At 37.4% G+C, this 22,808-nt stretch carries 18 protein-coding genes; all 18 read left to right on the plus strand.

The features are described 5' to 3' along the window. Nucleotides 1-18 precede the first annotated feature (18 nt). Complete coding sequence (ffh, locus tag HXT27_RS03655) at nt 19-1,713, plus strand: signal recognition particle protein (RefSeq protein ID WP_103042880.1); 1,695 nt, start codon at nt 19-21, stop codon at nt 1,711-1,713. Nucleotides 1,714-1,739: 26 nt separating this feature from the next. Beyond that, the gene (sohB, locus tag HXT27_RS03660; RefSeq protein ID WP_103042881.1) at nt 1,740-2,873 is read left to right on the plus strand and encodes a protease SohB; all 1,134 of its coding nucleotides are present in this window, start codon (nt 1,740-1,742) and stop codon (nt 2,871-2,873) included. Between the two features lie 133 nt (nt 2,874-3,006). After that, nucleotides 3,007-4,656, plus strand: coding sequence for a D-alanyl-D-alanine carboxypeptidase/D-alanyl-D-alanine-endopeptidase (locus tag HXT27_RS03665; RefSeq protein WP_233186090.1), 1,650 nt, complete (start codon nt 3,007-3,009; stop codon nt 4,654-4,656). Between the two features lie 46 nt (nt 4,657-4,702). Further along, nucleotides 4,703-5,887, plus strand: a complete 1,185-nt coding sequence (gene tilS / locus HXT27_RS03670) for a tRNA lysidine(34) synthetase TilS (protein WP_103042882.1) — start codon at nt 4,703-4,705, stop codon at nt 5,885-5,887. A gap of 1 nt (nt 5,888) precedes the next feature. Beyond that, nucleotides 5,889-6,443, plus strand: coding sequence for a hypoxanthine phosphoribosyltransferase (hpt, locus tag HXT27_RS03675; protein WP_075523035.1), 555 nt, complete (start codon nt 5,889-5,891; stop codon nt 6,441-6,443). Nucleotides 6,444-6,524: 81 nt separating this feature from the next. After that, nucleotides 6,525-8,648 carry an ATP-dependent zinc metalloprotease FtsH gene (gene ftsH / locus HXT27_RS03680; RefSeq protein WP_075523036.1) on the plus strand — a complete coding sequence of 708 codons (2,124 nt, stop codon included), beginning with the start codon at nt 6,525-6,527 and terminating at the stop codon, nt 8,646-8,648. A gap of 177 nt (nt 8,649-8,825) precedes the next feature. Continuing rightward, nucleotides 8,826-10,406 (plus strand): hypothetical protein, encoded by a 1,581-nt coding sequence (locus HXT27_RS03685; RefSeq protein ID WP_103042883.1) that lies wholly within the window; start codon nt 8,826-8,828, stop codon nt 10,404-10,406. Next, complete coding sequence (locus HXT27_RS03690; protein ID WP_075523038.1) at nt 10,406-10,909, plus strand: DUF3180 domain-containing protein; 504 nt, start codon at nt 10,406-10,408, stop codon at nt 10,907-10,909. Before HXT27_RS03685 ends, HXT27_RS03690 begins: the two co-directional genes overlap by 1 nt. 66 nt (nt 10,910-10,975) lie before the next feature. After that, nucleotides 10,976-11,680 carry a hypothetical protein gene (locus HXT27_RS03695; protein ID WP_103042884.1) on the plus strand — a complete coding sequence of 235 codons (705 nt, stop codon included), beginning with the start codon at nt 10,976-10,978 and terminating at the stop codon, nt 11,678-11,680. Next, nucleotides 11,670-14,255 (plus strand): HAD-IC family P-type ATPase, encoded by a 2,586-nt coding sequence (locus tag HXT27_RS03700; protein ID WP_103042885.1) that lies wholly within the window; start codon nt 11,670-11,672, stop codon nt 14,253-14,255. Before HXT27_RS03695 ends, HXT27_RS03700 begins: the two co-directional genes overlap by 11 nt. A 52-nt stretch (nt 14,256-14,307) precedes the next feature. Next, nucleotides 14,308-15,783, plus strand: coding sequence for an L-serine ammonia-lyase (locus tag HXT27_RS03705; protein ID WP_255408279.1), 1,476 nt, complete (start codon nt 14,308-14,310; stop codon nt 15,781-15,783). Nucleotides 15,784-15,988: 205 nt separating this feature from the next. Then, the gene (locus HXT27_RS03710) at nt 15,989-16,396 is read left to right on the plus strand and encodes an FKBP-type peptidyl-prolyl cis-trans isomerase (protein ID WP_075523041.1); all 408 of its coding nucleotides are present in this window, start codon (nt 15,989-15,991) and stop codon (nt 16,394-16,396) included. Between the two features lie 32 nt (nt 16,397-16,428). Continuing rightward, nucleotides 16,429-16,908, plus strand: coding sequence for a GreA/GreB family elongation factor (locus HXT27_RS03715; protein WP_075523042.1), 480 nt, complete (start codon nt 16,429-16,431; stop codon nt 16,906-16,908). A gap of 251 nt (nt 16,909-17,159) precedes the next feature. After that, nucleotides 17,160-17,981 (plus strand): division/cell wall cluster transcriptional repressor MraZ, encoded by an 822-nt coding sequence (mraZ, locus tag HXT27_RS03720; protein WP_199172706.1) that lies wholly within the window; start codon nt 17,160-17,162, stop codon nt 17,979-17,981. Further along, complete coding sequence (rsmH, locus tag HXT27_RS03725) at nt 17,981-19,042, plus strand: 16S rRNA (cytosine(1402)-N(4))-methyltransferase RsmH (RefSeq protein WP_103042886.1); 1,062 nt, start codon at nt 17,981-17,983, stop codon at nt 19,040-19,042. The genes mraZ and rsmH overlap by 1 nt, the downstream gene beginning before the upstream one ends. Next, nucleotides 19,042-19,692 carry a hypothetical protein gene (locus tag HXT27_RS03730; RefSeq protein ID WP_103042887.1) on the plus strand — a complete coding sequence of 217 codons (651 nt, stop codon included), beginning with the start codon at nt 19,042-19,044 and terminating at the stop codon, nt 19,690-19,692. Before rsmH ends, HXT27_RS03730 begins: the two co-directional genes overlap by 1 nt. Continuing rightward, on the plus strand, nt 19,692-21,536 hold the full coding sequence (locus HXT27_RS03735; RefSeq protein ID WP_103042888.1) for a peptidoglycan D,D-transpeptidase FtsI family protein: 1,845 nt from the start codon (nt 19,692-19,694) through the stop codon (nt 21,534-21,536). Before HXT27_RS03730 ends, HXT27_RS03735 begins: the two co-directional genes overlap by 1 nt. Nucleotides 21,537-21,571: 35 nt before the next feature. Continuing rightward, nucleotides 21,572-22,693, plus strand: coding sequence for a UDP-N-acetylmuramyl peptide synthase (locus tag HXT27_RS03740; RefSeq protein WP_103042889.1), 1,122 nt, complete (start codon nt 21,572-21,574; stop codon nt 22,691-22,693). Nucleotides 22,694-22,808 lie beyond the last annotated feature (115 nt).

Here is a 22,808-nt window from a genome sequence, read left to right on the forward strand (position 1 = left end):
TGATAGGATAAAGAGATTATGGCAATATTTAGTTCTTTAACAGACCGACTTTCTTCTGCATTTAAAAATTTGCGTAGCAAAGGCAAACTTTCTGATGCTGATATTGATGGTACTGTTCGTGAGATTCGTCGTGCATTACTTGATGCAGATGTTGCTCTTGAAGTAGTTAGATCTTTTACAGCTCGTGTTCGCGAACGTGCTCTTGGTGAGGAAGTTTCGCGCGCGCTAAATCCTGCACAACAAGTAGTTCGTATTGTAAATGATGAATTGACGCAAGTTCTCGGTTCTGGTGTTGATAGACCTTTGAATTTTGCAAAATATCCTCCTACTGTAATAATGCTTGCAGGCTTACAAGGTGCTGGTAAAACTACTTTGGCTGGAAAGCTTGGATATTGGCTTAAAGATTCTGGTCATACTCCTTTGCTTGTTGCAGCTGATTTACAACGTCCTAACGCTGTTACACAGTTGCAAGTAGTAGCAGAGCGTGCAGGAGTTGCAGTATATGCTCCGCAAAAAGGTGTGCAAACTGGTGGAGATAATTTAGCTGCCCCTGGAGTAACTGTTGGAGATCCTGTTAAAGTTGCTAGTGATGCAATCGAATTTGCTCGAAATAAAATGTATGACACTGTGATCATTGATACAGCAGGTCGTTTGGGCGTAGATGATGCGTTAATGCAGCAAGCTCGTAATATTCGCGATGCTGTTAATCCTCAAGAAGTGCTTTTTGTTATTGATGCAATGATTGGTCAAGATGCTGTTCGTACAGCTCAAGCGTTCAATGAAGGTGTTGATTTTACTGGAGTTGTGCTTTCTAAGCTTGATGGCGATGCTCGTGGTGGAGCTGCATTATCTGTAGCGAGTGTTACAGGTAAGCCAATTTTGTTTGCTTCAACTGGTGAAGGTTTGAAGGATTTTGAAATCTTCCATCCTGATCGCATGGCATCTCGCATACTTGATATGGGAGATATTCTCACTCTGATAGAGCATGCGCAAAAGCAATTTGATGAGGAAGAAGCTCGTAAAGCTGCATCTAAGATTTCTGAAGGTACTTTTGGATTTGATGACTTTTTAGATCAACTTCAGCAAGTTAGAAAACTTGGATCTATGAAACAATTGCTTTCAATGATTCCAGGTATGGCTCAACATCGTAAAGAGCTTGAGCAATTTGATGATCGAGAAATAGATAAAACTGAGGCGATTATACGTTCTATGACTCCGTTTGAACGTAGGAATCCTAAGATTATTGATGGTTCTCGTCGTGCTCGTATTGCTGCAGGATCTGGTTGTACTGTGAGTGCTGTTAATTCATTATTGCAACGTTTTGAGCAAGCAGCAAAGTTTATGAAGCGTATGGGTGCAGGTGTTCCAGGAATGGGCGGTATGCCTGGTTTTGGTGGACCTAGCCAGAAATCAAAGCGTAAAGATAAGAAAAATTCTAAGAAGAAGGGTTCTAAGTCAGGGAATCCTATGCGCCGTGAAGCTGAACAAATTGCACTACGCGCGCGACTTAGCGGAGCTGGTTCGTATAATAATTCCACAAATTCTTACGATAATAACAATGTGGATTCTGAGCCTAATATGATGAATGTTCCTTCAAGTCTAAAAGATTTGCTTTCGTCACAAGGTCAGAATAATTTATCTGATTTGCCGCAAATGCCTGATTTGCCGCCAAACTTAGGCGAAGGATTATCTGGTCTTTTTGGATCGAAGTAAAAGATATTTAGTAGTGAGGTTTATTTATGCTTTGGAATATTTTATCTCAATATGGCTTATTCTTAATGAAAGTTATAACTGGAGTTATTGCTCTTGTATGTATTTTAGCTTCGTTTAAAAAGTCAAGTAAATCTGATGATGACGATAAAAAAGAGATTACTATCGTCAATTTGAATGAAAAATATGATGATCAAAAAGATAAGCTTGAAGATGTTATGATTCTTAGTGGTTCTAAAGAAGAACGTAAGGCATCTAAAGAAGCAGAAAAACGAAAGAAAAAAGAAGAGAAGGAAAAGAAAAAGGAAGAGAAAGCAAAGTCTAAACAAGAAGCTAAGAATGCTTCTAAAACTTCTAATGACACTAATTTGGAAGTTAAAGATTCAGATGCAAATTCTTCTAAAAAGTCGCGTCTTTTCGTTCTAAAATTCTCTGGAAGTGTTAGCGCTAATGAAGTGAACGATTTGCGCGAAGAAATTACAGCTATGCTTTCTTTAGCTAAAGATGGAGATGAAGCTTTACTTCAGCTTGAAAGCCCTGGAGGATCGGTAGACGGATACGGCTTAGGTGCATCGCAATTACAACGTATTCGAAATCATAATATTCCTCTTACTGTTGCAGTAGACAGAGTTGCAGCTAGTGGCGGATATATGATGGCTTGCATAGCAGATCGCATTGTTGCAGCGCCTTTTAGTGCTATTGGATCTATTGGAGTTGTGGCACAAATTCCTAATGTTCACAGATTCTTGAAGAATCATGATGTTGATGTTGATGTTGTAACTGCTGGTAAATATAAGCGCACTATGACTGTTTTTGGAGAAAATACTGAAGAAGGAAAGCAAAAGTTCAAAGAAGAATTGAATGAAGTTCATCAATTGTTCAAAGATTTTGTGAGTACGCATCGTCCGCAAGTAGATATCGATAAAATCGCAACAGGAGAGTATTGGTATGCTGCGCGCGCTATTGAGTTAAAACTGGTTGATGCTTTAGGAACTAGCGATGATTTAATAGTTGATGCTATGAAAGATAAAGATGTTTATCTTATAACTACTAAAAAGTCTAAGTCCTTAGTAGAAAAAGTTGGTTTGCGCGCTGAAGCTGCAGTAGAAAATATTATTACTAATGTGATATATAAGAATTCTACTAACGCACGTGTTATGTAATTAACATGTTTAGACATGTTTAGCTATATTTAGCTAGTTGGTTATATCTAGATAGCTAGTTATATTTAACTAGATTTAGTAATTTTTGTAAGTATTTCAAGAAGACTTATTAAGAGATTTTGAAGGTATAGTAATGGTCAATTCAGAAGAGTCTATGCGCGATGTTAGCGAATTTTCTGATTCTGATATTGTAAAAAATATATCTTCTAGTGATTCTTCTAGTAGTAATTCTTTAAGTAGTGATACTTCTAGTGATTTTTCTAGTGAGTCTTCTGATAAGTCTTCTAGTGATACTTCAAGTAACAATACTTTAAGTAGTTCTTCTATCGGGCGTTCTCGTAATTATTCTTATAAATTACGCTGGTTTACAGTAATAGTTTCTTTTATCTTAAGCATTTCTGTGGCTTTTTCGTATATTTTATTTGATATTTACGATATTATTCCAGGTCCGCTAACTATCAAATCCGTAAATCATGTAAATCCAATCGAACGAGAAGATAGTTTCTTAAGCGTTTCATCCGTTTCATCACAAGCTGAAGCTGGAAGTAGTATAGATAAGGATTCAGCACAATCTCTTATAAAATCTTTAGTTGAAGATGCCGGTGTTGGAAATGATGTTTCTGTTGTAATAGAAGACTTTCATGGTAATGTTGTTGCAACGCACAATCCAGACATACCTAGAGAGCCTGCTTCTACTCTTAAAACTCTAACTGCTGCTGTTGCGTCACACACATTAGATATGGGATCTACTTTAGACACATTCGTATATGCTCTTAACGCTAAAGCTTCGAAGATTGTGTTAAAAGGCAATGGAGATATGCTCTTAGGTGCAGGTGAAAACGATATCAACCATGTAAATGGAAGAGCTGGTTTAGCTACTCTAGCGAAGAATACTGCTATAGCTTTGAAGAATAGGGGAGTTTCGTCTGTTCATCTTTCTGTTGATGATTCGTTATTTGGTGAAAAACGCTATCCACCTCTTGTTCATGAAAATAACGAAGGAAATTATTATTATGAGCCGACTTCATCTATGGCTATAGATTGCGGTCGTAAGCGTAATTTTAATTATTGGCTTAGCTTGGGTCATGATGCAGATGATTTAGATGATTACCCTCCTTTAGATCAAAATCAACCTAAAAAGGTAGCAGAAACTTTCGTTGATTTGTTATCGAAGCAAGGTATTAGCGTTGATTTTTCTGGTGAAATAAGTAAAAGCAAGTCTTTAATTACTGCGAATGCTTTTCCAATTGCGCATGTATCATCTGCAACTTTAAGTGAGATACTTGGATATATGCTTAGACGTTCTGATAATTCACTTGCAGAAGAATTTGGACGTTTAACAGCTTTAGCTAAAGGTGAAAGTAATTCTCCTGAAGGTGCTATTAAAAGTGTTGTTGAAGGATTAAAAAAATTAGGTGTTAATACTGAAGGTTTACATATGTCTGATTGTTCAGGACTTTCACCTAAGTCTTCATTGCGAGTGACTACTTTAGCTCAAGTGCAGTTACTTAATTTGAGAGCTGGAAAAGGTTCTGCTGCTGCACAAGGATTAGCTTTGCCTGGATTTATTGGTTCTGCTCGTAGATTGTTGAAAGATGAGTCTGCTCTTGGAATGATAAGAGTAAAAACTGGATCCTTAGATAAAGTTACTTCTTTGACTGGAAACGTAACTCGAAAAAAGGGTGGTACTCTTGTTTTTGCTGTTGTTGTAAATAATCCTAAGAGTCATGGAATGTCTTTTGCAGCAATTAGTAAATTTATGAGCGCTTTACCGAATTTATAAAGCGTAAAGTTTTAATTTATAAAGTGTAGCGTTTTATAATAAGAATATGGTTTATTCATCTCGTGTGCGTGCAGGAATTGGCGAAATTAGCCATTGTTTTGACGAATTAGATTTAACTGTTCAAGATAAACAATTTCTTCGCCATGGCTTTCATGCTCCGAAGTGTGATGCTCCATTGGTTCTTATAGCGTGTTCTGGCGGCAGGGATTCATTAGCTTTAGTTGCGTTAGCGTCAAAAGTTTGTGCAAGCAGAGGCTTGCGCTGTGGAGTTGTTATTGTTAATCATAATTTGCAAAGTTCTTCTGAAAAAGTTGCTATTGAAGCATCTAATCAATGTAAAAAATTGGGTATTAGCTCTGATTTAATTTATATCGAATCAATAAAAGTATTAGATAGCGGTATTGGTATAGAAGCTGCTGCTAGAGATGCTAGGTATGCTGCTATTATTCGCCGCGCTAAAATTTTAAATGCGTCAGTCGTATTATTAGCTCATACTGCTGATGATCAAGCTGAAACCGTTGTTATAGGTTTGCGCGATTCTTCAGGTTTGGAAGCGATTGCTGGTATGAATGCGATTATTTTTAGGGATGGTATTAGATTTGCTCGTCCACTTTTGCAAATTACTCGTGATGAAACTACGGGAATTTGTGAAGATTTTTCAATAAAGTGGTGGGATGATCCAACTAACGGCGATTGTGTACCTAAAAATCAAGAATTGCATAAGAATTACCCGTTGCGTTCTCGCGTAAGGCATACGCTTATTCCGTATATTTCTCATTTCTTTAATGCAAATATTGTTAATCTTTTATCTAGAGGTGCGAAGTTAGCACAAGACGATTTAGAATATATTAATTCTCAAGTTGATGATGTTGTTTCTAAAGTTATGACAGTTAATTTTTATAGTTCTACTTTTAACGATTCTGACTCTAAGCATTGTGATAATTGCGCTTGTGATAATTGCGCTAGTAGCATAACTTCGGATAATAAAAATATTGAGATTACTTTAGATGTTAAAACTTTAAAGGATTTCCATATATCTATTAGAAGACGTGTTATTGCTCGCGCACTTAGTCTTATGAATCTCAGATTTTCTTCTAGCCATATAACTTCTATAGATGAACTAATTAGTAATTGGCATGGTCAAAAGCCAGTTTCTTTACCTTGCAATGTCAAAGCGTGTCGCGTAGGCGTAAAAAACGCTTCAGTCATTCGTTTATGCAATTATAGGTAGCATGCAGATTTCAGATATACGCGATGACATTGACTATGAATTGATTAGTCATGATGACCTTATGAAGAGAATCCGTGAGGTTGCATCTCAAGTTAGTGAGGATTATAAGAATAGTAATCTTTTGTTAGTTGCTGTTCTTAAAGGAGCTGTGAACACGCTTGCTGTATTCTCGCAAGAATTGAGTATCAATGCATCTATGGATTTCATGAGTCTTTCAAGTTATGGTTCTGGTACTAAAACAAGTGGTAATATTACTGTCCGCGAAGATTTGAGTACTGATGTTGCAGGTCGCGATATTCTTATCGTTGAAGATATTGTAGATTCTGGTCGTACTCTAGATTGGTTGGTAAAAGAGCTTAAAAGTCGCGGTGCTGCAAGTGTTAAAGTATTCGCGTTGCTCACTAAGCCAGCTCGTCGTGAAGTAGATGTAGAGATAAATTATAAAGGTTTTGAAATTCCTGATGCGTTTGTTGTAGGTTTTGGAATGGATTACGATGAACGATACAGGAATTTGAATTCTATAGCTGTTTTAAAGCCATCAATATATGAGTCTTAATATATCAGTTAAGTAATTTGTATTTGAAAATATTATCTGAATTTATGTGTATTTAATGGAGTTTGAAAGGAGCCTGATTGTATGGGCGCTTCTCCTATGACACCGCGTGGTCCAATGGGAAATCCTCTTGGTGGAGGGGATAACAATAATCCATTTATGAATCCACGATCCCCTCGTAAAGACGGCAAAAAAGGGAATGATAATCGCGATAATCGTCAAGATAATGACGATTCTCGTAAGCCATTTTGGAAATCGCCTTGGACTTGGATTATACTTTTAGTTCTACTTTCCATAGTCGGTTTCCAGATGTTTGCGCATAATGGAGCGCAAAATATAGACACAAATGATGGTATATCTTTGTTGAAATCGCATAAGGCGAATTACGTAGAAATCATTGATAATAAGCAATTAGTTAAGCTTACGTTAAATGAAAACTTCCGTAAATTAGATACTCGAAGTAAGCAAAAGCGAGATTATGGTAAGGAAGTGCAATTCTACTACGTTTATGCTCAATCTAAAGATATTGTTAAGCAAGTTAAAGATGCTAAGCCTGTAAATGGTTGGAATGTGAACATTCAGCAGTCTGGTATTCTTTCTTACTTGTTTACTTCACTTTTGCCTATTTTCATTTTCCTCGGCATGATTTGGCTCTTGTTTAGCAAAATGGGAGGCAATGCAAGTAGTTTTCTTGGAATGGGTGGACCTCGCGGACGAGGAAAACTTATTGAAGGTAAAACTCCTAATACTAAGTTTTCTGATGTTGCAGGTGAACAGTCTGCAGTTGAAGAAGTTGAAGAGATTAAGGACTTCTTAAAAGATCCATCTCGTTATAAAGCTTTGGGTGCTAGGATTCCGAGAGGTGTGTTACTTTATGGCCCTCCAGGAACTGGTAAGACTTTGTTAGCTCGCGCTATAGCTGGCGAAGCAGGAGTACCGTTCTATGCTATGGCTGGTTCTGACTTTGTTGAGATGTTTGTTGGTCTTGGTGCTTCTCGTGTGCGTGAGCTTTTCGATGAAGCAAAGAAGAATGCTCCTGCAATTATTTTTATTGATGAGATTGATGCAGTTGGACGTCGTCGTGGTAGCGGTATGAATGGTGGACACGATGAACGTGAGCAAACTTTGAACCAGCTTCTCGTGGAAATGGATGGCTTCGATAATGATACGAATTTGATTATTATTGCAGCGACTAATCGTCCAGACGTTCTAGATCCTGCATTACTCCGACCGGGTCGTTTTGATCGTCAAGTTGCTGTAGAAGCGCCTGATTTGGAAGGACGTGAGGCGATTCTGAAGGTACATGCTAAAGGTAAGCCTTTTGTTCCAGATGTTGATTTGCACATGGTTGCTGTTCGTACTCCTGGTTTCACTGGTGCTGATTTAGCTAATGTACTTAACGAAGCTGCACTTTTGTGTGCTCGTTCTGGCGCTCAATTGATTGATAATCGCGCTATTGATGAAGCTATAGATCGTGTTCAAGCAGGACCTCGTAGAAGGTCAAAGGGAATGGCTCTAGATGAGTTACGAAATACTGCTTATCATGAAGGCGGTCACGCGCTTGTTGCTGCTGCATTGCATCATACTGATCCAGTCACAAAAGTGACGATTTTGCCTCGTGGGCGCGCTCTTGGATACACAGCTGTTATGCCTACTGCAGATCGCTATTCTGAATCTAGAAATGAATTGCTTGATCAAATGGCTTATGCTATGGGTGGAAGAACTGCTGAAGAAGTTGTATTCCATGATCCAACTACAGGAGCTTCTAACGATATTGAGAAAGCTACTGCAATTGCAAGGAAGATGGTAGTTGAGTACGGTTTTTCATCTAAGCTTGGTTCTGTAAAGTGGATGGATGCTGATGATGATTCTTCTGGCTCTCTTGATTCTTTGCAGCCTAGAAAGTTCTCAAATCGTACTGCTGAAGTAATAGATGAGGAAGTTCATAATCTTATTGAAACTGCTCATAGCGAAGCATGGGAGATTATCAATAATAATCGCGATGTGTTAGATGAGTTAGTTCGTCAATTGCTTGTAAAAGAAACTTTGAACGAGAAAGAGCTAAAAGAAATATTTAGTAATATTCGTAAAGCTCCTGAACGTGATTTGTGGCTTTCAAACGAGCAACGACCAGATTCTGATATTCCTCCTGTTGAAATTCCAGAAGTTTTGAAGCGTAATGTTTCTGATAAACAAAACGCTGATTAGTATTTCTAGTAGATAAGGTTATTTTGTAAATCATTGTAAATAAATATCTTTATAACTAAGTGAATATTTGGAAATAAAATCTTTTAAGTATTGTTGCTTAGTTATTTAAGTTGTATAAAGATATAAATAAATGATTATTATTAAGTAATCGCTCGAGAGTGAAAAAAGGGGGTCAATATGGATGCCATCAAATTTACAGGGATTAGGCCTAAAGGTGGGAACGTTCTTATTGGCCCCTATTGTATTACTGGAGTTGATGTAGCATTACGTCTTTTTCTTCATGCTGCTGTAAAAGGTGAAGTTTCTCAAACAATTGATATAGCTCAAGTTACTCAACGTCTTGCTAGAGATTTACGTGCGTGCGAGAGTGAAGATTATATTCTTAGCAATCCTTCTATTACTCTTGAGCTTGTAGCTGGTAGATTGATTGATTCCGCTTTGCGCTCATGGCAAGTCAATGAAGCTGAAATTACTGTTCATGCAGCTTTTCGCGCGAATAAAGAAAATGATAATACTGCTGAGAGTGATATAAAGGTTTGCGAAGTTAAAGAAAATAGTGATTCTAATCATGTTTCTTCTTCTCATGAGCCAGCTGAGTCTTCTAAGTCAACTGATTCTTCAAATGGTTTGAATGTTGAATTAGATGATATTTCTGTGACTCTTCGAAGAGTTGCAGATGATGTTGATAATTCTCTTGAAAATCCAATGAAATCTTTGTCTGCTCCTTCTTATCCTAATTATGATTTGAATTATGATGATTTCGACTATGACGATGAGAGATATATTCCTGACTCTTACAAACCTTATGAAAATGATGATAGTAAAGAGTCTGATTTAAATAACAATCAAGATTCAAATAATAGCTTGAGCAAATCTTATGATGATTCAGGTGATGATTCAGAAGAAGATTCATTCGATAATTCAGTAGAAGATTCATTAAACGATAATGAAGATTCTCACGCTCGTCATGCAAATAAAAACGTATTTTCTTCTAAAAATGATGCTGAAAACTTAAGTGAAGATGATTATATTAACCTGGAAAATGGTGTTCCTTCACTAAAGAATTTAGGATTTACTAATCATAAATCATTCTTGTCATATGACTGCGAAGATGATAGTAGGCTTGATGATTACTTTAGCGGTATGCAATATGACGATAATGTTATAGATTGTGGAAGCGATGCTGTCAGTTATGAGTGTGAAGACACTGATTCGGAATATAAGCCTCGTCCTTCTCAATATTTCCCTATGAAAACTACTACGATTGTAGCTATGCGTGGTCCTGCTAAAGATGTTACTCGTTTAGCAATGTTCGATAGCATGGTAGCTTGTGAGCAAAGCAAAAAAGTAGTGATGCGAATTGACGGAATTTCCGCTCTTTATATTGTAAGTAGTGATTCTTCAGACGAATATTCTGCTGTATTTGTTGTGTCTTCAAATGTTGATGAATACGATACTATTCAACGATTGTTACAAATTTCTCGTGCTCATTCTAAAGATATACAAATTCATATTATTGGAATGCGTTTGTATAGTGCTCCAGAAAAATCTACGAAATCAGTTGATACAAGTATTTTGGAAGCTAAAGATGCAAGTATTGTTTTGTCTAAGCTTTCAGCTGCTGAGTTACTTCCATGGGATCAAGTTGAAAAAGATGCTTTTATTGATGGAAATCCTATAGGGTATTTGATGGCGTTTACGCCTGATTCTCCAAATGTTGGTATTTATTCAGAACGTTGGATTATGGGGAATTGCTAATGAAAGCTTATCGTACTCCTTGGTGGTATTTTGTACTTGGTTGTATAGGCGGATTTGTGCTTGGCGCAATGTCTGTTTCTATGACTGAATCCAGTGCAATTATGGTTGCTGGAGCGCCATGGATTGTGATTCTAGTAATGATTATTCTAGGTATTACAACTTTTGTACTTGCTTGGCAAACTCATCAATATGCAACAGCGAAACCTGAAGATCGCAAGGTGCCGAATCATCGTAAATTCGTTATTGCACTCATGCTTTCTAAGTCATTGGGTATGGCTTGTGCAATTTTAATAGGCTGGTACATTGGGCAAATTGTTATGAGTGTTTCTCATAGTGAAGTTCCTATTTATGCATCTGTTGTTCGTGAATGTTCTATAGCAGCGTTAGTTTGCTTTATTGACATGATTATTGGAATTGTTGGTGAATGGTTGTGTCAATTACCGCCTGAAGATAAAAATGAGAGAACTGAGGATTCTCAGCGTGCGTCTGCTCCAGTCGCATAGTTTGACCTTAATTTAATCAATATGCGTGTTGTTTTTAGATTTTTTACACTAGTTTCAGTAGCTGTAATGATTGTTTCTCTTACAGCATGCGAGCCGCAAGGTGAAGCTGTTGGGGATTCTGGTAAATCTAACGATATTGTTCATGATGGAATTGATGTGAATGATATTCATATTGTTCTTATAGGTTCATCTTCTTTCTCTCTTGATACTTCAGTTCTTGATTCTTGCGCTAATTCTGGAATGAAAGCATCTTATGTTTCTATTTCAGATATTAAAAATCCTGCTAGTGCAGCTTATGATGCTATTCGCGATGCTTCTAGCCGTAGGTCTTCTTTAGTGATTATTAACGAGATTAACGTTAATTCTCATGACGATAGTGATTCGTATGATTCGTCTGATTCTTATAAGTCGTCTGATTCGTCTGCTTTTTCTAATAAAAATAGCTCATCTAAGCAATCTAATAAATCGAAGTCTAATAAATCGAAGTCTAAAAGTAGCGAAAACATGTCATCGTTAAGAAAATGGGAATCTGCTTTGCTTGATGTTAGGCGTGCAGGAATTCCTGTTTTGTTAGTTAATCCTATAAAACCTCCTAGCGATACTACGCTTTATGCAGCTAAAGCTTATTTCCCAACGTATTTAAAAGATAAAGAAAAAATAACAAAAACGATTAAAAATAGAAATATTAAAAAAACGTCTTTATCTAAAATTGTTCGTGCAATAATTGACAATATTCCACATGAAAAGGAAGTGATTGTTGATGAAAGATAAATTATCAAATAGTAATAATGATATTAAATCTTCTAAGGAATCCAATTCTTTGAGAGCCTATTCGCATTCTGAAGCATCACTTCCGTATGTTGAAGAGAATGGTTTATCGGATTCGCAAGTTGAACAAGCTGTGTTAAAAGGTGATGTAAACATTACGTCTAAAAGAACTTCACGTTCTATTGTAGATATAGTTAGATCCAATGTTTTCACGCTTTTTAATGCGATTATTTTTATTGCAATGGTTGTAGTTTTGTCTACTGGCTCATGGAAAGATGCTGTTTTTGGGGCAGTAATTTTAGTTAATACTGGTATTGGTATTGTTACAGAACTTAAAGCAAAGCATACTTTAGATAAACTTTCTATTCTTATAGCATCGCGTTCAATAGTTAGACGAAATAATGAAAATGTAGAAGTTGAGCATAAAAATATAGTACTTGGCGATTTGCTATGGGTGCGTTCTGGCGAACAAGTTCCAGCAGATGTAGAAGTTTTAGATTCGTGGGGTCTTGAGATGGATGAATCCATGCTTACAGGCGAATCTGCTACAGTGCGTAAAATTACTGGCGATTGCGTATATTCTGGCTCTACAGCAGTTTCTGGAGTAGCTTTAACTCGAGTGATTGCAGTAGGGGAGAATAGTTATGCTTCTAAGTTAGCTTGCCAAGCAAAAGTTTATACAAAGACTATTTCGGATTTAAGTCGCGGAATAAATAAGATTTTAAAATATATGACTTTTGTAGTTGTGCCTTTATGCGTATTGCTCGTATGGTCGCAAATGCATAAAGTTGGAGGATTTGTATACGCGTGGAGCACTGGAGAGTGGAGAGGTGCTGTAGTTTCAGCTGTGGCTGGAGTTGTTGGAATGATTCCTGAAGGTCTTGTATTGCTAACATCTCTTAATTTTGCTGTTGCTGCTATGCGTCTTGCGCGTAAGAATACATTAGTTCAAGAGCTAGAATCTGTTGAAACTTTAGCTAGAGTTGATTGCTTGAATTTAGATAAAACGGGAACTATTACAGATGGCGGTATTGCTTTTGTTGGAATAAAAAATCTTAATAATTTTGAATCTAGTTTAAGTGATTTAAATAAGTTAAGCGACACAGCTTATCCAAGTGATTTAAGTGACATAAGTGATTTAAGTATTTCTCAAGCTCTTTACGATTTGTCTAATGAAGAAAATCCAAATGCTACTGGAAAAGCTATTATAGATGGTTTAATGCAAAGTGGTATTAAGCCTAGTGAAAATATTTCTGTAAGACTTCCATTCTCATCTTCAAGAAAATGGAGTGCAATATGCTATGAATTTTCAAATTCTGAATTTGCTACTTGGTATATTGGTGCTCCAGAAGTATTAACAAGTTCTTTTGAGTGCGAAGAAGATTATTCTTCAATTTTGAATCTTGTTAATTCGTATGCTGAACAAGGTGAACGCGTGCTTATGCTTGCGTGTGTAAAAAATAATTACAAACAAAGTTTTTCAGATAATCCTACTATTTGCTCTAAAGCTAAGCCGATTGCTTTAGTTCGTTGTTCTGAAAGAGTGCGTGCTGATGCGTATAAGACTCTTGAATGGTTCCGCAATCAAGGTGTTAGATGTAGAGTGATTTCAGGAGATAATCCAACAACTGTTGCTTCTGTTGCTCGCAAAGTTGGTTTAACTGGAGATGCAAAGCCAATAGCAATGGATGCTCGTAAACTTCCTGATGATATTCATGAATTAGCTAAAGTTATTGAAAACGTTGATGTTTTAGGAAGAGTCCTTCCTGAGCAAAAGAAAGCTATTGTTGAGGCTCTTCATATTAACGGTCATGTTGTTGCTATGACTGGTGATGGAGTAAACGATACTCTTGCTTTGAAGGAAGCTGATCTTGGAATTGCAATGGGTAATGCTGCTCCTGCTGCTAAGGCTGTAGCGCAAGTAGTATTAGTTGATTCTCAATTCTCACATCTTCCGGATGTCGTAGCTCGTGGGCGTCAAGTAATGGCAAATATGGAGCGTGTTGCTGGACTTTTCTTAGTAAAAACTGTGTATTCTGCATTGATTTCTGCAGGTGTTGTGTTACTTGGGTTGCATTTCCCTTATTTGCCTAGACACATAACTTATATTGGCTCATTGACGATTGGAATTCCGGCTTTCTTGCTTGCTCTAGCTCCTAATACACGCAGATATTTGCCAGGATTCTTGAATAGGGTTGTAAGATTTGCTTTGCCTAGCGGTTTTGCTATAGCAGTATCTGTACTTTTAACAGCTTTTATTGGTAGTATTCAAGGTATTACTACTATTCGCAGCATATGCGCTGTTATTGTTTTCGTAATTGGCATTCTAGTCTTGTCTAGAGTTTCACGTCCTCTATTTTCATGGCGAGCAATTATGGTATTGCTTTTTGCTTTGATTGGCGTTTTAGGTGCTTTTATACCATTTGTATCTAAATTCTTTGAAATTCATATACCGACTTACGGATTTGAACTCATATTTATGATTAGCGCTGTTATTTGTGCTGTAATACTTTGGTTTGTATGCGTTACGATATCTTTTAATATTCGTAAAGTGTTGAATAATATCGTTAAGCGCTGAATAATATTCGTAAAGTGTCGAAGTGCATTACTTTTATGCTTACAATAGAATTGTGTTCAGTATTTTAGAAATGTTTTCTGTTGGTGTTGGTCCTAGCTCTTCGCACACAGTAGGGCCTATGCGTGCTGCTTATGATTTTGTTACTTCTCTCAAAGACAAAGGAATATTGCGTAATGTAAAACACGTATCAGTAACACTTTATGGCTCGTTATCTCTTACAGGTTTAGGTCATGGTACTGATCGTGCTTGTGTTGCTGGTCTTGAAGGTAATCTTCCAGATGATGTTGACACTGAGCACATGATGACTATTAGGCAAGATTGTAAAGCAAGTGGTACTTTAACTCTTGCTCATGAGCATACTATTGATTTTGATTATGACAATGATGTGATTTTTGAAAAATGGAAACGTATGGTTGTTCATCCAAATGGTATGCGATTTGTTTGTACTGATTCAAATGGTGATTTAGTTGATGAGCAAGTATGGTATTCAATTGGCGGAGGATTCATACGTATTGGCAAACCTGATGATGCAATGGTTGGATTGCATGATCGCACTGATGCAGAAAGTGATGAATCGAATAAATTAGATAATCCTAAAAATAACGACTCTATTAAAGATTCAACAGTTCCATATCCATTTATTTCGTGTGATGAGCTAATTTCTATTTGCAATAAAGAGCATATGTCTATAAGTGATGTTGTGTGGCAAAATGAATTAGCTTTGCATGAAGGCGATTCTTGCTATGTGCGCAACTATTTATTACATGTTTGGAATGTGATGAGTAAATGCGTTGAAAATGGTTGCAAATCGACTCAGAATATTTTGCCTGGAGGATTAGATGTTCCTCGTCGTGCTCCACGAATGTATAAAAGACTTTCTGCTAATTCAGATATGTTGCGAAATGATAGATGTCGCGCTGATTGCGCTTTAGAGAGTTCTGATTCTGCTTGGGTGAATCTTTTTGCGCTCGCTGTAAGTGAAGAAAATGCTGGTGGTGGGCGTATTGTAACTGCTCCTACTAACGGCTCTGCTGGCATTATTCCTGCGGTATTGCAATATTATTGGCGTTTTGTTGATTCTGCTGATGAAGATGGTATTGTGCGATTTTTGCTGGCTGCTGGAGCTGTTGGTTATTTGTTTAAGAGGAATGCTTCTATTTCTGGTGCAGAAGTTGGTTGTCAAGGTGAAGTTGGTTCTGCTTGTTCTATGGCTGCTGCTGGATTGTGTGAGGTTTTAGGTGGAACTCCTGAGCAAGTTGAAAATGCTGCAGAAATAGGAATTGAGCATCATTTAGGTTTAACTTGTGATCCTGTTGGCGGTCTTGTGCAAATACCGTGTATTGAGCGTAATGCTATGGCTGCAAATACTGCTATCAATGCTGTTAGAATGGCTATGCTTGGAGATGGTTCTCATATAGTAAGTTTAGATAAAGCAATTAAAACTATGAAAGAAACTGGTCACGACATGATGTCGAAGTATCGTGAAACTTCTAAAGGCGGTTTAGCTGTAAATGTCGTTGAGTGCTAGTTTTTAATGTGAACTTTAGTACTAGTTTTTAATGTGAACTTGAGTGTTAGATTTTAAGTATGTATAAGTATGTAAATATGTACTAGTTTATTAGCGTTGCAAGTGTATAGTAAACGTAATACTTGAGTGCTAATCTAAAACACGTCATAATACTGTATAATTGTGTAACCTATAGCATGTTTCAAAAGTTTATAAAGGAGGTAAAATGTCAAAGGATATGCCGCAAGTGCTTGCAGAGTTTGGTACTACGCCAACGGTGACGTTCCCAACGGCCACGCCGCCAGCAGGTCTTAAGATTGTTGAATTGGTTGAGGGAGATGGTCCTCTTGTTCGTTCAGGAGATACTGTAACTGTTAATTATCATGGAGTTGTTTGGGGTTCAGATAAGCCGTTTGATTCTAGTTTTACTCGTCATACTCCTGCAAGTTTTGCAATTGGCGTAGGTCAGGTAATTCAGGGTTGGGATCGTACTGTTCCGGGTCATAATGTTGGATCTCGTTTGTTGGTTTCAATTCCTCCTGAGTGTGGATATGGTTCTCGTGGAGTTCCTCAAGCTGGAATTCCTGGTGGAGCTACGCTTGTATTTGTGATTGATATTATTTCGACTCGCTGAATTGCGTGTTGCGTCGAGTAAAGGAGATTGCTATGGAAGAAGAAAAAACAATTTTGTTGACGCAAGAAGCGTATGACAAATTAAAAGAAGAGTTAGAGCATAGAGAAGGCGAATATCGCGAAGAAATTACTGAGCGTATTGCAGCTGCACGAGCTGAAGGTGATTTGTCTGAAAATGGAGGATATCAGGCTGCTCGTGAGGAGCAAGGTAAGAATGAAGGGCGTATCAATGAGCTTATTGTTAAGCTTCGTAACGCTAAGATTCTTGAAGCTCCAGAAGATGGTTTAGTTGGCAATGGCTCGTTAGTTGTTCTTGAATTAGCTGGAACAGAGATGACTTATGTAGTTGGTTCTAGAGATATTGCTGTTGCAACTGAATACGATGTAGTTAGCCCTGAATCTCCAATTGGTGCAGCTATTATGGGAGCGCATACTGGAGATACAGTTACTTACTTCACTCCTAATGGTCGTCAAATGTCTGTAACTATTAAGAGTGCTCATCCAATGTCTTGAGTATAACTCGTTTAGATATTAAGAAACGGCATCCGTTATTCGGATGTCGTTTTTTTTTTATGATTTTTTGCCTATAGCTTTGATTTTTAGCTGAAAAATCATTCAATTGAATTTTTAAAAATCAAAATAGTGGAAAATCCTCATTAAAAAAATATATTTTTTGTAAAAAGTGGGGATTTTTGGTGATGGGTGGAGTAAAATGGGGAGCATTGTGCACGTGGCATAGCGCATATTGTTAAGGAGGTGGTAGTATGGTACGTTCTTCACATAGCAAAGAATCGCACAATATTGCCAATTCTTCCTCTGAAGCTATGCCTAATGATGTTAATAATTCTCAGAAAATGCATATGCCAGTGCAAAAGTATGATCAATCTAAAGCATCAAATAATAGTGCGAATGCGCAAACATCTGCAGTTTATTCACAAAACTATTCAGATTCTTCTGCATGTTACTATGCTCAGCAAGCTCCTCAGCCGGTGTTTAACTCTCCTTTGCCGCCTAATTGCCAGCCTGCAATGCCTATGTATTATGCTCAAGCACCTCAAGCTCCTCAGGTGACTCCTCAGCAAGTCCCTCAGCAAGCTCAATTGCGCACCATGCCTGTGCAATCTCCGATGCAAGTATCTCAGCCTACATCTGTCATACTTTTAGGAACGTATACTCCAAAGATTGATTCTAAGGGTCGCGTTGCTTTGCCTGCTAAGTTTCGTGCGCAATTGGGAACTGGTTTTGTTATGGCTAGAGGTCAAGAGAGATGTGTTTATGTGCTCCCAATGCAAGAATTCCAGCGTATAACTTCTCAAATTCAGCATACTTCAATGAGCAATAAATCTGCTCGCGATTATTTGCGAGTATTTCTTTCTGGAGCGGTTGATCAAGAACCAGATAAACAAGGTCGTATCGTTGTTCCTCCAATGCTTCGCGAATATGCAAATCTCGAAGATGAAATTGTCGTTATAGGCGTTGGAACTCGTGCTGAAATTTGGAATAAGACAGCTTGGAATGAATATCTTGCGGATCGCGAACAGGGATACGCTGATATTGCGGATGATGTACTTCCGGTGGTGATGTGATGACAGATATTACAACTATTCACCAGCCTGTACTTCTACAAGAATGTGTTGATCTTGTTTCTCCTGCACTAAATCATGAAGGAGCAATAGTTGTTGATTGCACTTTAGGACTTGCAGGTCATGCTAGTGCATTTTTGAAAGCTGCTCCTCTTGCAACATTAGTCGGAATAGATAGAGATAGTGAAGCACTTTCATTAGCTACAGCCAGAATGCGTAATGAAGGTCTTGAAAACCGTTTTATTCCAGCACATGCAGCATTTGATGAAGTAAGTGATGTGCTTGAATCTCATGGAATTGATTTCATTGATGCTGCTTTTATGGATCTTGGATTATCAAGCTTGCAAATTGATGAAACAAATCGTGGATTTTCATATTCTCATGATGCTGCTTTAGATATGCGCATGGATGTATCTCAATCAACTACTGCTGCAACTATTCTTGCAACTTATGATGAGAAAAGTCTTATAAGAATTTTCCGTGAATACGGTGAAGAGCGTTTTGCTGCTCCTATTGCTCGTAAAATTGTTAAAACTCGTGAATCTAATCCTTTGACTACTTCTAGCCAACTTGTTGATTTAGTAGATAATGTTATTCCAAAAGCACATAGAGCACCTGGAAATCCTGCTAAGCGTGTATTCCAAGCTTTAAGAATCGAAGTTAATGGAGAATTAGATAAGCTTTCTAGAACTTTACCTCAACTTGCTTTGTATTTGCGTAAAAATGGGCGTCTTGTTGTTGAGTCTTATCATTCTTTGGAAGATATAACAGTTAAGCGTTTTATGAATCAAGGTTTAACTGTTGATGTTCCGTCTTCAATGCCTGTAATTCCAGATGATGCGCAACCTTTCTTTGAGTCTTTGACTCGTGGAGCAATTAAAGCTTCTAGTGAAGAAATAGCTCATAATACTCGTTCTGCATCCGTTCGTTTGCGTGCAATTGAGTTGAAGCGTGATTTGCCTGCTCATTTCCGTAAGCGTTTTGAAGATGAAGCTTTAGGTGTGTTAAGTGTAGATGGCAAGTCTGCTTTTAATCGTATTTCTCGCGCTAAAGGAGGTAGATAATGAAATTGCCTTCTTTAAAAAATCGTTTGCCAAGAGTATCTTCGTCTACTTCTTCTGCTCCAGCTGGCAGATCAAGTGTTAAAGATACGCACACTCGTAATGAGTATTCAGGTAGCGTGAATAAATCTCGCTCATATTCAGAATCTGTTAAATCGCCTATTTTAGAGCATTTTAATAAGGTTGTTGCGTGGAGTAATACGAGTATGGTTCCTGTTTTTAACATTATTATCATCGTGTTATTCCTAGTTATTGCGCTAACTGTTTCATTAGCTATTCGTACGCAAATGGCTGCTCTTTCTTTTGAACAAACAAGATTACAAATAGCTATTTCTAAAGAGCGTCAAGATCTTGAAAGTAAGCAAGCTCAATTGGATGCGTTAGAAGCTCAGTTGCCTGCTAAAGCTCAAGAAATGGGTATGATTCCTCAACAAGGTGCAATCACTATTGATTTAAGCGATTATGCGAAAAAGCATGATGATAAAAAAGATTCTAAATCCAGCTCTAAGAATGATAAGTCTGGATCTAATTTTGTTGAGAAATCTGACTCTAATTCTGGTTCTAATAAAAAGTCAGAAACAAGAGAACAAAAAGATAAAACTTCTAAATCAAAAATTAAGACTAATAAACCAGCAACACAGGAGAAACGATAATGTTCAACGCTATAAAGAGATTCATTTCTCAATACAGTGTATTTACACGTAAATGTATGACTATCGTATTCCTTTTTATGTTCTTAGCTACAGTAGCTATAGTTAAACTCAGTTCCGCGCAGATTATAAATTCTCGCCAAACTGCTGAAGCTGCACAATTAGAACGTAGTAGAGTGCGTAAGATTGTTGCTCGTCGTGGACGAATACTTGATGCTAATGGAACTGTGTTAGCGCAAAGTATTGAAAGATACAACATTATTGGCGATCCTTTGAATGCGCAAACATTTATTCCTACTGCTTGTAGTGCTAAAACGAAGAATAATTGCCATTCAATTAACGGAAAACCTGTTGAAGCAACTGGTGCTTTAGCGGTTGCACGTTTGCTTGCTCCTGTTTTACATATGACATCTATGGAAATTGGCGGTAAATTAGCTACTTCTGGACGTTATACTGTTATTAAGCGTGATGTAAGTCCTGAAGAAAAGCAAAAAATTGATAAATTAAATCTTTCTGGATGTATTTACGCTGAGAAAAGTAGTAAGCGTGTGTACTCTAGCGGTAATATTTTAGGATCTTTTATTGGTGCTGTTGTTGATGCTGGAGAAACTGATTCTAAAGTAGCTAAAGGCCGTAAAGGTGATGTTGGAATCTCAGGAATTGAATTAAGTGAAGATAAACAATTGACTGGAGTTGACGGTTATCAGCGTTATCAGGGGAATGGAACTGGTTCTCAGCGCATTCCTGGAACTGTTTTGGAAACAAAGCCTGCTGTAAATGGTAACGATGTGAAATTAACTATTGACAGCGATGTTGATTGGTATGTTAAAAAAGCTTTAATGGATGGTAAAAATACTTATAAAGCTGAATGGGGTATCGCTGTTGTGCAAGATATTCACACTGGTCAAATCCTAGCAATTGAAGATACAGATACTATTGATGCTGGCAGCGTAGAAGCTAAGCGCAATATTTCTCGTGCTGTTAGCCAAGTTTTTGAGCCAGGTTCTGTTGGAAAAGCATTGTCTATGGCTGGAATGTTGCAAAGTGGAGCTCATAAGCTTACAGATCAATTCGCTGTTCCAGGATCTATTAACAAGAATGGTCAAGTTTTCCATGATGCTCACAGCCATGGTGTTGAGCGTTTGACTTTGGCTGGAATTTTAAGAAAATCTTCTAATGTTGGCATGATTCTAGCAGGCGAAAAGTATCCTAATAACAAGCGTTATGAGTTTCTTTCAAAATTTGGTATTGGACAATATACTGGCTTAGATTTGCAAGGTGAATCTAAAGGAATCTTATCTAGTCCACAATCTTGGGATGGACGAAAGCAATATACTGTTTTGTTTGGTCAAGGATATGCTACTAATGCTTTGCAAATAACTAATGCAATCGCGACTATTGCAAATAAAGGTGTAAAGCTAAAGCAATCTGTTATTAAGTCTGTAATCGATCCTAGTGGAAGAGTGAGTGAAAATAAGCGTCCTGAAGCTACGCGAGTTTTGGATGAAAATGTTGCATCTCAAATGATGGATGCTATGGAAAGTACTGCTGAATCTTATAAGAAATTCTTGCGTATTGATGGCTATCGTATTGCTGCTAAAAGTGGTACTGCACAGGTTGCTGGTTCAACAGGTAAAAGTCTTACTTCTATTGTTGCTGACTGTGCTGCAGTTATGCCTGCAGACAATCCTAAATTTGCAATAACAGTTGTATTGAAAAATCCTCGAGGAACGTATGGTGTTGTTACTGCAGCACCTATAGTTAAAACAATTGGTGAGTTCTTGATGCAAAAGTATGATATTCCTCTGTCTGCTCCTCGTGGAAACGCAACTGCTGTAGAATGGTAATGCATTACAAGTTAGAGCGAGTGTGAATATTGAATATGAATGCTGTTGATGAGTTTTCAAGAACTCGTGTTACGTTAGGTTATGCTGCTGAAAATTACGGTTTTGAAGTAGTTCCAGAATTTTGTTCTGGTGTTACTGTGACTTCTGTTGCTTCAGATGTGCGTAAAGTGCGTCCTGGTGCATTATTTGCGCCGACATGTCATGTTGATCGTCGTCAATTGGAAGCTGCTCGTGATGCAGGTGCTTATGCTGCTCTTGTTCCTCCTGAGTTTAAGTCAGAAGCGAATAATATTGGCATGCCTTTACTTATTTCTTCTTTCAATCCAATTTCACTTGGCAAGCTTGTTTGTGATGTAAATAACGATCCATCTTCTTGTGTAGCTACTTTTGCTGTTGCTGGAGATGACGATGATGATATACACGCTAATGTATTGCGTTTAGCTGATTTTCTTCATATGCTTGGTAATCCTGTTGGTGTTATAAGTGATGCTGGATCTTCATCTTTGCAACGGGAATTGCAATTAGATTATCCTTTAGGAATTGCTGATTTACAACATAATCTTTCTGTTTGTGTAGAAGATGGTGCTGCTGCTGTTGTTATCGCTTTGAATTCTCAAACGTTAGAAAAAGATGCTTTGCAATCTGTAAATATTGATGTTTTAGGTGTAGAGAGCGAAGAGAAGCGTACAATTTCACTGATTCCTCCAACTCCTCCTGAAGAATCAATTAAGAATTTCTTAAGTAGAAATAGCTATAAAGATTCTTCTAAAAATGAGAATAGTGAGAATAGTAATAGTAGTGAAAATAGTTTTAATGCTAATACTATTCATTCTGAGAGCTTTAAAGATTTCGATTCTGATTCTAAGTTGGATTCTAAGTTGGATTCTAAGGATTCTAATGTACTTGTACAAAAGGTTGATGTTAAGCCTGTTGTAAGTTTCTATTCTTTGCAACAGCGTTACGGCTTTTATTGTCGTGAGCGTTCGTATTGCATCACTAGAACTAAAGAATCAGATGAATTAGCTGATTTAGTAGATAGCATTGGTGGAAAAGATGTGAATCGTCATCTTTCTCTTTCTATTGCTATGGTTCTCGCTGCTGGCGTGCGCCGCGGAACAATAAAAAGTGCATTGCGAGTATCTCGTGAATTACATTGATAGCCGTGTTATACATTGATAGCCGTGTTATAATGCAAAAATTTAAGATTTTGTTGCTATTATATATTTCGGTCGTTTGTATTTTGTTGCATGAACAAGTTATGAACATGAAATG

Source organism: Gardnerella bivia (assembly GCF_049262715.1).
In the GTDB taxonomy this organism is placed as follows: Bacteria; Actinomycetota; Actinomycetes; order Actinomycetales; family Bifidobacteriaceae; genus Bifidobacterium; species Bifidobacterium vaginale_A.

What these genes read in the sequence shown, in the direction of transcription:
- ftsH (WP_075523036.1), top strand. Translation starts at nt 6,525, where the DNA reads ATGGGCGCTTCTCCTATGACACCGCGTGGTCCAATGGGAAATCCTCTT.
- rsmH (WP_103042886.1), top strand. Translation starts at nt 17,981, where the DNA reads ATGACAGATATTACAACTATTCACCAGCCTGTACTTCTACAAGAATGT.
- HXT27_RS03730 (WP_103042887.1), top strand. Translation starts at nt 19,042, where the DNA reads ATGAAATTGCCTTCTTTAAAAAATCGTTTGCCAAGAGTATCTTCGTCT.
- HXT27_RS03695 (WP_103042884.1), top strand. Translation starts at nt 10,976, where the DNA reads ATGATTGTTTCTCTTACAGCATGCGAGCCGCAAGGTGAAGCTGTTGGG.
- HXT27_RS03685 (WP_103042883.1), top strand. Translation starts at nt 8,826, where the DNA reads ATGGATGCCATCAAATTTACAGGGATTAGGCCTAAAGGTGGGAACGTT.
- HXT27_RS03665 (WP_233186090.1), top strand. Translation starts at nt 3,007, where the DNA reads ATGGTCAATTCAGAAGAGTCTATGCGCGATGTTAGCGAATTTTCTGAT.
- HXT27_RS03735 (WP_103042888.1), top strand. Translation starts at nt 19,692, where the DNA reads ATGTTCAACGCTATAAAGAGATTCATTTCTCAATACAGTGTATTTACA.
- ffh (WP_103042880.1), top strand. Translation starts at nt 19, where the DNA reads ATGGCAATATTTAGTTCTTTAACAGACCGACTTTCTTCTGCATTTAAA.
- HXT27_RS03690 (WP_075523038.1), top strand. Translation starts at nt 10,406, where the DNA reads ATGAAAGCTTATCGTACTCCTTGGTGGTATTTTGTACTTGGTTGTATA.
- HXT27_RS03715 (WP_075523042.1), top strand. Translation starts at nt 16,429, where the DNA reads ATGGAAGAAGAAAAAACAATTTTGTTGACGCAAGAAGCGTATGACAAA.
- HXT27_RS03710 (WP_075523041.1), top strand. Translation starts at nt 15,989, where the DNA reads ATGTCAAAGGATATGCCGCAAGTGCTTGCAGAGTTTGGTACTACGCCA.
- tilS (WP_103042882.1), top strand. Translation starts at nt 4,703, where the DNA reads ATGGTTTATTCATCTCGTGTGCGTGCAGGAATTGGCGAAATTAGCCAT.
- hpt (WP_075523035.1), top strand. Translation starts at nt 5,889, where the DNA reads ATGCAGATTTCAGATATACGCGATGACATTGACTATGAATTGATTAGT.
- HXT27_RS03700 (WP_103042885.1), top strand. Translation starts at nt 11,670, where the DNA reads ATGAAAGATAAATTATCAAATAGTAATAATGATATTAAATCTTCTAAG.
- HXT27_RS03740 (WP_103042889.1), top strand. Translation starts at nt 21,572, where the DNA reads ATGAATGCTGTTGATGAGTTTTCAAGAACTCGTGTTACGTTAGGTTAT.
- sohB (WP_103042881.1), top strand. Translation starts at nt 1,740, where the DNA reads ATGCTTTGGAATATTTTATCTCAATATGGCTTATTCTTAATGAAAGTT.
- mraZ (WP_199172706.1), top strand. Translation starts at nt 17,160, where the DNA reads ATGGTACGTTCTTCACATAGCAAAGAATCGCACAATATTGCCAATTCT.